Below are 10,940 nucleotides of genomic sequence, written 5' to 3'. Positions count from 1 at the left end.
GCTGAGCGGAGGATACGGGATTTGAACCCGTGAGGGGGTGAACCCAACACGATTTCCAGTCGTGCGCACTAGGCCGCTATGCGAATCCTCCGTGGAGAACCTTACCGGACGGGGGTTCTCGGGCCCAAAACGGGGGTCGCCGAAAAAACCTCGGGGCCAGTGTCGATCTGGCGGCAGCCCGCTCGTCGTGATCCCGTAACACCGACCGAGGAGGGCACACCGTGAAGTACATGCTGATGATCTACGCGGCCGCTGACCAGCAGGCGAACTGCACCGTCGAGGACTGGCAGGCCTACGAGAAGGAGATGAAGGACGCGGGTGTCCTGGTCTCCGGCCACTCGCTCGCCGACCTCGTCACCGCCACCACCGTCCAGGTGGGACCGGACGGCAGGCGCACGGTGACCGACGGCCCGTTCGCCGAGACGCGCGAGGTGCTCGGCGGCTACGACGTCATCGACGTGCCGGACCTCGACGCCGCGCTCGAATGGGCGGCGAAGTGCCCCGGCTCGCGCGACGGCGGGGCCGTGGTCGTGCGGCCGATCGCCGAGTTCGACTTCTGAGCCGGTGAACGTCGAGCAGGTGTTCCGGGAGGAGCGCGGCCGGCTGCTCGCCACGCTGGTCAAGCGCTTCGGCGACCTCGACCTCGCCGAGGAGGTCACCTCCGACGCGGTCGAGGCGGCGCTGCGGCACTGGCCGGTGGACGGGGTGCCGGACCGACCCGGCGCGTGGTTGCTCACGACCGCGCGCCGCAAGGCCGTCGACCGGTTGCGGCGTGACCGGGTGCACGCGGCGCGGCTCGCGTTGCTGCAGGTGGAGGTCTCGCGGGCCGACGCGCCCGCGGGGGAGGCGCTGCCGGACGAGCGGCTGGAGCTCTTCTTCACGTGCGCGCACCCGGCGTTGCCGGAGGAGGACCGCGGGGCGCTGACCCTGCGGTTCCTCGCGGGCTTCACGACGCCCGAGGTCGCGCGCGCCTACCTGGTGCCGGTCACGACCATGCAGCAGCGGATCGTGCGCGCGAAGAAGAAGATCAGCCAGGCGCGCATCCCGTTCCGCGTGCCGGACCCGCACGAGCTCCCGGAACGCCTGCCCGGCGTGCTGCAGGCCGTCTACTCGATCTTCACCGAGGGCTACGCGGCCCAGCGCGACGACCTCGCGGAGGAGGCGATCCGGCTCGCGCGGATCCTGCAGCGCCTGCTGCCCGACCGCGAGGCCACCGGCCTGCTGGCGTTGATGCTGCTCGTCCACGCCCGCCGCGCCGCCCGTCCCGAGCTGCTGGAGGACCAGGACCGCACGCTCTGGGACCGCGACATGATCGACGAGGGTCGTGCGTTGGTCGAACGCGCGCTCACGGGCGGATACGGCCCGTACGGCGTGCAGGCTGCCATCAACGCGGTGCACGACGAGGCGCCGGACTGCGAGGGCACGGACTGGGCGCAGATCGTGGCGCTCTACGACGTGCTGGCGAAGCTCGCGCCGTCCCCCGTCGTCGCGCTCAACCGGGCGGCGGCCGTCGCGATGCGGGACGGGGCCGCGGCGGGGCTCGCGCTGCTCGACGAGCTGGCCGGCGAGCCACGGCTCCGCGACTACCACCCGTTCAGGGCGGCTCGTGCCGACCTGCTGCACCGGCTCGGCCGCGACGACGAGGCGGTGCGGGCCTACCGCGAGGCGATCGAGCTGGCCGGCACCGAGTCCGAGCGTGATTTCCTGCGCCGCAGACTGGCCGGAATCAGGCCCTGACCTGGTTGTCCAGGAGTTGTCCACAGCTGGGGACAACACTGTGGGCAACTCGAACATGCGTTCGACTGAGACCGTTCGCTACACTTGCGTCGGACCTCGTGCGGCACACATCTCGCGAACCTCCCCAGGGCCGGAAGGCAGCAAGGATAAGCGGGCTCTGGTGGGTGCACGGGGTCCCCTTTTTGTGTCGGTGCCCACCGGTACTGTCTCGGGCGTGGCGCTCGCTCTGTATCGCAAGTACCGGCCGGCCACGTTCTCCGAGGTCGTCGGCCAGGAGCACGTGACGGATCCCCTGCGCACCGCTCTGGCGGCAGGCCGGGTGAACCACGCGTACCTGTTCAGCGGCCCCCGCGGCTGCGGCAAGACCTCGTCGGCCCGCATCCTGGCCCGCTCGCTCAACTGCGTGCAGGGCCCGACGCCCGACCCGTGCGGCGAGTGCAACAGCTGCATCGGCCTCGCGCCCAACGGCACGGGCAGCGTCGACGTGGTGGAGCTCGACGCGGCCTCGCACGGTGGCGTGGAGGACGCGCGCGATCTGCGCGACAAGGCGTTCTACGCCCCGGCCGAGTCGAAGTACCGCGTCTTCATCATCGACGAGGCGCACATGGTCACCACGCAGGGCTTCAACGCCCTGCTGAAGATCGTCGAAGAGCCGCCGGACCACCTGATCTTCATCTTCGCCACCACCGAGCCGGACAAGGTCCTCCCGACCATCCGCTCGCGCACGCACCACTACCCGTTCCGGCTGATCCCGCCGGGCGTCATGCGCACCCTGCTCGAACGCAACTGCGCCGCCGAGGGCGTGGCCGTCGAACCGGCGGTCTTCCCCCTGGTGATCCGCGCGGGCGGCGGCTCGGCCCGCGACACCCAGTCCGTCATGGACCAGCTCCTGTCCGGCGCGGGCCCCGACGGCGTCCGGTACGACAGGGCCATCACGCTCCTGGGCGTCACCGACTCGGCCCTGATCAACGACGTGGTCGACGGCCTCTCCGCGGGCGACGGCGCGGCGGTCTTCGGCACCATCGACCGCCTGGTCGACGCGGGCCACGACCCCCGCCGCTTCGCGAGCGACCTGCTCGACCGCCTCCGCGACCTGGTCCTGCTCTGCGCCGTCCCCGACGCCGCCGACCGCAACCTGGTCAGCGCCCCCGAGGACGAACTGGCCACGATGGCCGCGCAGGCGGAGCGAATCGGCCCGGCGACCCTCACCCGCTACGCGGAGATCGTGCACGCGGGCCTGGTGGAGATGCGCGGCGCCACGGCCGCGCGCCTGCTCCTCGAACTCCTGGTCTCCCGCATGCTCCTGCCGTCGGTGAGCCAGTCGGAAGCGGCCCTGCTCCAACGCCTCGAACAACTGGAACGCCGCCCCCCGGCCGCCATCGCCGCGGCAGGCGGCGAGGCCCCCGCCCCGGCGGGCGCCCCGGTCTTCACCCGCAGGTCCCAGCAGCCGGCCACCCCGGCAGCCGACCCGGAACCCCAGCGCCCGGCCCCGCCGGCAGCCGTCCCGACCCCGGCGCCGGTGCACGCCGCCCCGGCACAGGTCGCACCGCCCGCACCCCAGCCCACCCCGGTCCAGGCAGCTCCGGTCCAGCCCGCGCCGACCCCGGCCCCGGTGCAACCCGCTCCGGTCGCCACCCCGACTCCGGTCGCCACCACCCCGGAACCGACGACCGGAGGGATGGACGCGACGGCGGTCCGCAGGGTGTGGTCCGAACTGCTGGCCGCGGTCCGCTCCACGAGCCGCAGCACCGAGGCGATGCTGACGAACGCCGTGGTGAGCGAGGTGGACGGCAACCAGGTCACGGTCACCCACACCTCGGCCCCGCTGGCCCGCCGCCTGGCGGAACCCCGCAACACGGAAGCGATCGCCAACGCGCTGGCCACGGTCCTGGGCGGCACCTGGCAGGTCCGCTGCACCCACGGCGCCCCCGGCGCCGCGGGCCAGCAGGCCGCGACCCCGGCCAAGGCCCCGCGCCAAGCGCTGACGCGCCCGAGCCAGCAGGGCCAGCCCCAGCAGCCGAGGCAACCCGAACCCCAGCAACGCCCGGCCCCGCGCCCACCGGCGGACGACGTCCCGCCGCCCCCGGAACCGCCCGAGCCCGACGACCCCCTGCCGCCCGAGCCGGACGACGAAGAGGCGATGCTCGCCGAGGCGGCCCGCCCGCTGGACCCGACGGCAGCGGTCCCGCAGGCCCAGGACCCGGAGTCGGTGATGCTGAAACTGCTCGCCGACGAACTGGGTGCCCGCCCGCTGAAGCGAGCCTGACGCAACGGCGGGCCCGCGCCGGCGAAGCCGAGCGGCCTCGGCTCGTGCCTCGGGCGAACCCGCCCGCCCGAGGCCACGACCACCCCGCCCGTACCCTGGACGAACAACGAAGACGACCAGAAGGGACCAGCGGTGCAACCCGGTCAGTTCGACATGCAGGCCCTGCTCCAGCAGGCCCAGTCCATGCAGCAGCAGATGGCAGAAGCCCAGCAGCAGCTGGCCGACACCGAGGTCACCGGCGACGCGGGCAACGGCCTCGTCACGGCGACGGTGACGGGCGGCGGCGAGCTGGTCAACCTGGCCATCGACCCCAAGATCGTGGACCCGGAGGACGTGGACACCCTCCAGGACCTGGTCATCGCGGCGATCAAGGACGCGAACCAGAAGGCGCAGCAGCTGGTGGAGCAGAAGCTCGGCCCGCTGGCCCAGGGCGGTCTCGGCGGACTGCTGGGCTGAGCCCGGGACACGGAGATCGGGACACGGAGATCGGCTGACACATGTACGAGGGCCCGGTACAGGACCTGATCGACGAGCTGGGCAGGCTCCCGGGCGTCGGCCCGAAGAGCGCGCAGCGCATCGCCTTCCACCTCCTCGCGACGGAGCCGGCCGACATCGAGCGGCTCCAGCACGCGTTGCAGAAGGTCAAGGAGGGCGTGGTCTTCTGCGACGTCTGCGGCAACGTGTCCGCGGAGACGACCTGCCGCATCTGCCGGGACCCCAAGCGGGACCTCAGCCTGGTGTGCGTGGTCGAGGAGCCGAAGGACGTCCAGGCCATCGAGCGCACCAGGGAGTTCCGGGGGCGCTACCACGTCCTCGGCGGCGCGCTGGACCCGCTCAGCGGGGTCGGGCCCGACCAGTTGCGCATCCGGCAGCTGCTCAACCGGATCGGCACGGCCACCGACGGTGTGGACATCTCCGAGGTCATCATCGCCACGGACCCCAACACCGAGGGCGAGGCCACGGCCACCTACCTCGTGCGGATGCTCAGGGACTTCCCCGGTCTCGCCGTCACGCGGCTCGCCAGCGGGCTGCCGATGGGTGGCGACCTGGAGTTCGCGGACGAGCTCACGCTGGGGCGTGCGCTATCTGGTCGCCGCAGCATGTAGTCGCGACCCCACCGCGGCTGGGCACGACCCGCCTGGTCGCGGTGGACGGTCCCTCGGGCGCGGGGAAGACGACGTTCGCGGAGCAGCTCGCCCGGGAGCTCGGCGCCCAGCTCATCAGCACCGACCACTTCGCCACGTGGGACGACCCCACGACGCGGTGGTGGCCGCGGCTCGACCAGGCCCTCAGGGCAGTCGCCTCGGGACGCGAAGGCACCTACCGGAAAACCGACTGGTCGCCGGGCTTCCCGTGTGTAGAGGAAGGCGACGAGGTCACGATCCGTCCACAGGGGACGATCGTCCTGGAGGGCTTCTCCTCGGCCAGGAAGGCCAACACCCACCTGAGCTACCGCGTCTTCGTCGACCACGGCGACGAAGCCGCACGCCTGGAACGCGCGGTCGCGAGAGACGGCGAGAGCCAGCGCGAGCACCTGCGGCGGTGGCAGCAGTACGAATGCGGCTGGTTCGCGGTCGACGAGACCAGGGCCAGGGCCGACTACGTCGTCACCTCGAGCTGAGCGCGGACGACCGACGCCTCCGGCGTGCCGATCGCGCTGAACACCTCCAGTGCCGACGCCCAGTGCCCGCGGGCCGCCACGACGTCCTCCATCGCGAACGCCGCGTCGCCCGCCAGCAGCAGCGCCCGCCCGAACACCCACCGGTGCCCGGAGTCCGACCCGACGGACGCCGCCCGCAGCGCGCAGTCGAGAGCGGCCGCCGCGTCCGCGGTGTCGAGGTGGATGCGCCCGAGCACGAGCAGCACCTCCATCTCGGCCAGCCGGAACCGCGACCGCCCCGCCTCCACCAGCGCCGACGAGGCCATCTCCAGCGCTTCGGCGTACCGGCCGCCGCCGCGGTAGGCCGACGCCAGGCCGCGGCGGGCCGAGCAGAGGCCCCACGAGTAGCCGGTCTCCGCCGCGATCGACAGCGCCGACGAGAACTGCTCGACGGCCTCGTCGAACCGGGAAGCGCCTTCCAGCGCCCGTCCGAGCAGGTTGCGCGCGTCGCAGACGCTCTTCACGTTGTCCATCTCGTGCGCGATCCGCATGGCGGCGGTCGCCTCCACCGCGGCCTCCTCGAACCGGCCGCGCATGATCAGCGTGATCGCCATGCCCTCGTGCATGGTGTGGCCGAAGTTGCGGGCCGCGGCACGCTCGTACAGCTCGCTCGCCCGCGCGAAGTAGGACGCGCCCAGGTCCGGTTCGCCGCGCCACGCGTGCACCTCGCCCAGCGCGCGCATGGAGTTCGCCTGGGTGATCCACGAGTCGATGCGCGTGCCGGCCTCCAGGGCCTCCTCGAACGTCGCCGCGGCGCGGTCGAGGTGGCCGAGCTGCATGTAGACGCCGCCGAGGTTGAACAGGGCGTTGGCCTGCACCTGGAACGCGCCGATGCGGCGGGTGATCACCAGCGCGCGTTCGAGGTGGTCGGCGGCGTGCTCCAGCTCGCCCAGGTCGATGTTGACGCTGCCCGCGTTGGACAGCACGGCGGCCTCGGCCTCCGGCAGGTCGATGTGCTCCTGCAGCGCGATGGCCTGCTGGTAGTGGTCCAGCGCGGTGCGGTGCTGGCCCGTCACCCAGTACAGCGTGCCCAGCGACGAGAGCATCGCGAGCTGACCGAGCTCGTCGCGCGGTGCGCGGGCGCCCAGCAGGCCCACCCTGGCCGTCTCGCGCCACTCCGCGGTCAGGCCCTGCGTGTAGAAGTAGCCGCGCAACGCGTCGGCGAGCTGCCACGGCGCGTTCTCCGGGTCGCGTTCCACGCAGTGCGCCACCAGCGCGACCAGGTTGGCCCGCTCGCTGTCGAGCCAGCTCAGGGCTTCGGTGCTGGTGCTGAACGTCCGCGGCACGACACCGTCCACGGGGTCCGGTCGCGGGAAGCGGAACAGCGTCGACTTCATCGCCGACGTGGCGTTGTCGACCGAGCGCACCGCCCAGTCGAGCAGCCGCCGCAACGCGATCCGCGAGTCCGCGCGGCCCTCCTCGAACGCCAGGCGCTCGGCCGCGTAGTCGCGCAGCAGGTCGTGGAACTGGTAGCGGGACGGCGCGTGGTTCGCGATGAGGTTCGCGGTCGCCAGCCGGTCCAGGCGCCGCCGGGCGTCCTGGGTGGTCAGTCCCGACAGTGCGGCGGCCATCTCCGGCGTGAAGTCCGTGCCGGGCACGAGCGACAACAGCCGGAACATCTGCGCGAGCTCGGGCTTGAGGGCCGTGTAGGAGAGGTCGAACGCCGCGTGCACCGCGACCCGTTCGTCGCCCTCCACGGCCAGCGCGGCGAGCCGGTTGCCCGCCCGCAGCTCCTCCACGTAGTCCGCGATGGACAGTTCCGGACGCGACACGAGGTTGGCCGCAGCTATTCGCAAAGCCAATGGCAGGTGCGCGCACAGCGACGCCAGCTCCAGCGCCGCGTCCTCCTGGGACGCCATCTCGCCGGCGCCGAGGATGCCGGCCAGCAACGCCTTCGTCTCGTGCTGGTCGAGGACGTCCAGGCGGACGTTCGACGCCGCGTGCGAGACCGCCAGGCCGCGCAACGTGTCCCGCGAGGTGACCAGCACCGCGCACCCCGGCGACCCCGGCAGCAGCGGCCGGATCTGCTCGGCCGAAGACGCGTTGTCCAGCAACAACAGCACGCGCTGACCGGTCAGGGTGGACCGGAACATCGCCTCCTGCTCGTCCTGGTCGAGCGGCACCTGGTCGGGTTCGGTCCCGAGCGCCCGCAGGAACCGCGGCAGCACGTCGACCGCGCTCAGCGGTGGTCCGGGGGCGTAACCGCGCAGGTTGACGTACAGCTGGCCGTCGGGGAAGTCCGCGCGCATCCGGTGCGCCGCGTGCACGGCCAGCGCCGTCTTGCCCACGCCCGGCGGTCCGGCCAGCGTGACGACCGGCACACCCTGCGCCGTGCGCAGCAGCGCGACGATCAGCGACACGGCCTCGCCGCGGCCCACGAAGTCCGGGATGTCCGCCGGCAGCTGCGACGGCACGACCCGGTCCGGTTTCGCGGCCACCACCTGCGCGCCGGGCGTGGCGGCCGCCACGACACCGATCGAGCCGGACAGCACCTGGCCGTGCACGTGCCGCAGCTCGTCGCCGGGGTCGATGCCCAGTTCGTCGCCCAGCAGCCGGGAAACCCGCTGGTAGGCGGCCAGTGCCTCGCTCTGGCGGCCCGAGCGGTACAGCGCCACCATGAGCTGCGCCCAGAACCGCTCGCGCAGCGGGTGGTCGCTCGTCAGCCGCGACAGCTCCGCGACGAGCTCGCCGTGGCGGCCCAGCTCGAGGTCGACCTCGACCCGGCGTTCCAGCACGTGCAGGCGGCGTTCGTCGAGCCGCGGCACCTCGTCGCGGTGCAGGACCTCCGACGGCACGTCGACCAGCGCCGGACCCCGCCAGAGCCCCAGCGCGGCGGTGAACGCGGCCGAGGCGGCCTGCAGGTTCCCGGCCGCGCGCTCCTGTTCGCCCTGGTCGATGAGCGGTTCGAAGCGCATCAGGTCGATCGTCTTCTCGTCGACGTCGATCAGGTAGCCGTCCGGCACCGTCCTGATCGGAACCGACGGCCCGAGCAGCTGTCTGAGACGCATCACATAGGTCTGCAGAGTCGCGCGCGCACGCGCGGGTGGTTCATCGCCCCACACGTTCGCGGCGAGCTCGTCCACGGAGACCGACGTGCCCGCGCGCAACAACAGCGAAACGAGCAGCGCGCGCTGCCTACCAGCGCGGACCAGCAGTGGTGCGGAGTCGACGAGCACTTGGAGGGGGCCGAGAACGCGGAACTCGACCGACCTGCTCATGCGACCTCCTCCACGTTTCGCAGTTGTTTCTACAGCCTAGGAGAGGCCCTGATGCATCTGCCGTGCTCACGTTGGGTCAGCGAGCGTGCGCCGGACGTATCAGAATGCCTGGTCTAGTGGCCGGATCGTGACCTGTGTGACCCCGGACGGGGTATCTACAACGGTTATGGTCGGCGACCACACCGTGAGATGTGCGGATTGTCCAAGGGGTGTTTGATGGTCCACTCAGTAACGGCTCGCCGCCGTTGGGTTGCCGCGATCGGCTTCCTCAGCGTCAGCGCGCTGGCCCTGTCCGGTTGCGCGCAATCGCAGCGCGACTCCGGCGGTGGCGGCCAGCAGGGCGGCACGCTGACCTTCGGCGCAGCAGGCGCGCCGAAGCTGTTCGACCCGTTCTACGCGACGGACGGCGAGACCTTCCGGGTCGCTCGCCAGATGTACGAGGGTCTGGTCGGCTTCAAGCCGGGTACCGCCGAGGTCGAGCCCGCGCTGGCGACCAAGTACGAGCCCTCCGCGGACGGCAAGACGTGGACGTTCACCCTCAAGGAGGGCGTGAAGTTCCACGACGGCACGGCGTTCAACGCCGAGGCCGTGTGCTTCAACTTCGAGCGCTGGTACAACCAGAAGGGCGCCGGCCAGTCCGACGCCGTCTCGCAGTACTGGCTCGACAACTTCGGCGGGTTCAAGGACACGCCGGACAAGCCGTCGCTCTACAAGAGCTGCACGGCCAAGGACGCCAAGACCGCGGTCATCGAGCTGAACGAGGTCACCTCGCAGTTCCCGTCGGTCCTCGGCTTCACGTCGTTCTCCATCTCCAGCCCCGACGCGCTGAAGAAGTACGACGCCGACAACGTCCAGGCCGCCGGTGACGCGTTCACCTACCCGGCTTACGCGAACGAGCACCCGACCGGCACGGGCCCGTTCAAGTTCAGCAAGTACGACAAGGCCAACAACACCGTCGAGCTCGTCCGCAACGACGACTACGCCGGCACCAAGGCCAAGCTGGACAAGATCGTCTTCAAGATCATCCCGGACGAGACCGCCCGCAAGCAGGCGCTCAAGGCCGGCGACATCGACGGCTACGACCTGCCGAACGCGGCGGACTGGGCCGGCCTGAAGTCCGACGGCTTCAACGTGGCGATCCGCCCGGCGTTCAACGTGTTCTACCTGGGCATCAACCAGAAGAACAACCCGAAGCTCGCTGACCTGAAGGTCCGCCAGGCCCTGCAGTACGCGATCAACCGCGAGCAGCTCGTCAAGTCGCAGCTGCCCGAGGGCGCCAAGGTCGCGACGCAGTTCATGCCGGACACCGTGAACGGCTACAACAAGTCGCTCACCGAGGTGAAGTACGACCCCGAGAAGGCGAAGTCGCTGCTCGCCGAGGCCGGTGCCTCCGACCTCTCGCTGAAGGCGTACTGGCCGTCCGAGGTCACGCGTCCGTACATGCCGTCCCCGAAGGACCTGTGGGGCGCCATCGCCGGCGACCTGCAGAAGGCCGGCATCAAGCTGGACGTCGTCACCAAGCCGTGGAACGGCGGTTACCTGACCGACGTCGACAACGGCATCCCGGACCTGTTCCTGCTCGGCTGGACCGGTGACAACGGCACCGCCCACAACTGGGTCGGCACGTTCTTCGGCCGCACCGACAACCGCTTCAACACCGGTGTGTCGGCGTGGGGCGCCACGCTCGCGGGCGACCTGGCCAAGGCGAACTCCGAGCCGGACGAGGCCAAGCGCACCAAGCTGTACGAAGAGATCAACAAGAAGATCATGGACGAGTACCTGCCCGCGATCCCGATCTCGCACTCCCCGCCCGCACTGGTGTTCAAGTCGGACATCAAGGGTGTCGTTCCCAGCCCGTTGACCGACGAGAAGTTCGGCCCGGCCTCCAAGGGCTGAGCGGAACCAGCTCCCACCACAAGAGAAAACAACGGGGTAGCTCACAGTGCTCCGCTACACCATTCGACGGCTGATCCAGCTGGTCGGCGTGGTGCTGGTGCTCTCGCTGCTGCTCTTCGCGTGGTTGCGCGTGCTCCCAGGAGGGCCGGTCTCGGCCCTCCTG

General features: G+C 71.1%; 8 protein-coding genes, 1 tRNA gene, 1 other RNA gene and 1 pseudogene. 9 read left to right on the top strand and 2 right to left on the bottom strand.

The window, feature by feature from the left end; genetic code table 11:
• Positions 1–6: 6 nt before the first annotated feature.
• Positions 7–91, bottom strand: a tRNA-Ser gene (locus ACFWGZ_RS34300).
• A gap of 130 nt (positions 92–221) precedes the next feature.
• On the opposite strand from ACFWGZ_RS34300, the gene ACFWGZ_RS34295 reads away from it, so the two are divergent.
• The 7 genes from ACFWGZ_RS34295 (at position 222) to ACFWGZ_RS34265 (ending at position 5,624) form a co-directional block, all read left to right on the top strand.
• Positions 222–560 (top strand): YciI family protein, encoded by a 339-nt coding sequence (locus tag ACFWGZ_RS34295; protein ID WP_382455740.1) that lies wholly within the window; start codon positions 222–224, stop codon positions 558–560.
• 4 nt (positions 561–564) lie between these two features.
• Positions 565–1,737 carry an RNA polymerase sigma factor gene (locus tag ACFWGZ_RS34290; protein ID WP_382455739.1) on the top strand — a complete coding sequence of 391 codons (1,173 nt, stop codon included), beginning with the start codon at positions 565–567 and terminating at the stop codon, positions 1,735–1,737.
• Between the two features lie 87 nt (positions 1,738–1,824).
• Positions 1,825–1,921: signal recognition particle sRNA small type (gene ffs, locus ACFWGZ_RS34285), an RNA gene on the top strand.
• A gap of 30 nt (positions 1,922–1,951) precedes the next feature.
• Positions 1,952–4,003 carry a DNA polymerase III subunit gamma and tau gene (locus tag ACFWGZ_RS34280; protein WP_382455738.1) on the top strand — a complete coding sequence of 684 codons (2,052 nt, stop codon included), beginning with the start codon at positions 1,952–1,954 and terminating at the stop codon, positions 4,001–4,003.
• Positions 4,004–4,156: 153 nt separating this feature from the next.
• A complete protein-coding gene (locus ACFWGZ_RS34275; RefSeq protein WP_382455741.1) occupies positions 4,157–4,459 on the top strand; it encodes a YbaB/EbfC family nucleoid-associated protein in 303 nt (100 codons plus the stop codon).
• 41 nt (positions 4,460–4,500) lie between these two features.
• The gene (recR, locus tag ACFWGZ_RS34270; RefSeq protein ID WP_382455737.1) at positions 4,501–5,109 is read left to right on the top strand and encodes a recombination mediator RecR; all 609 of its coding nucleotides are present in this window, start codon (positions 4,501–4,503) and stop codon (positions 5,107–5,109) included.
• Between the two features lie 41 nt (positions 5,110–5,150).
• Positions 5,151–5,624, top strand: coding sequence for a uridine kinase (locus ACFWGZ_RS34265; protein WP_382455736.1), 474 nt, complete (start codon positions 5,151–5,153; stop codon positions 5,622–5,624).
• Here the strand turns inward: ACFWGZ_RS34265 and ACFWGZ_RS34260 are convergent.
• Complete coding sequence (locus ACFWGZ_RS34260) at positions 5,603–8,881, bottom strand: BTAD domain-containing putative transcriptional regulator (RefSeq protein ID WP_382455735.1); 3,279 nt, start codon at positions 8,879–8,881, stop codon at positions 5,603–5,605. The two genes, ACFWGZ_RS34265 and ACFWGZ_RS34260, sit on opposite strands and share 22 nt — an antisense overlap.
• A gap of 216 nt (positions 8,882–9,097) precedes the next feature.
• On the opposite strand from ACFWGZ_RS34260, the gene ACFWGZ_RS34255 reads away from it, so the two are divergent.
• Positions 9,098–10,777, top strand: coding sequence for an ABC transporter substrate-binding protein (locus tag ACFWGZ_RS34255; protein WP_382455734.1), 1,680 nt, complete (start codon positions 9,098–9,100; stop codon positions 10,775–10,777).
• 46 nt (positions 10,778–10,823) lie between these two features.
• Positions 10,824–10,940 (top strand): annotated as a pseudogene (locus ACFWGZ_RS34250) (peptide ABC transporter permease); the annotation flags it as partial.

The sequence above is a fragment of the Lentzea sp. NPDC060358 genome (assembly GCF_042725365.1).
Lineage (GTDB): Bacteria > Actinomycetota > Actinomycetes > Mycobacteriales > Pseudonocardiaceae > Lentzea.
The sequence above is the reverse complement of the archived record's forward strand: the minus strand, read 5'-3'. Positions and strand labels throughout refer to the sequence as shown.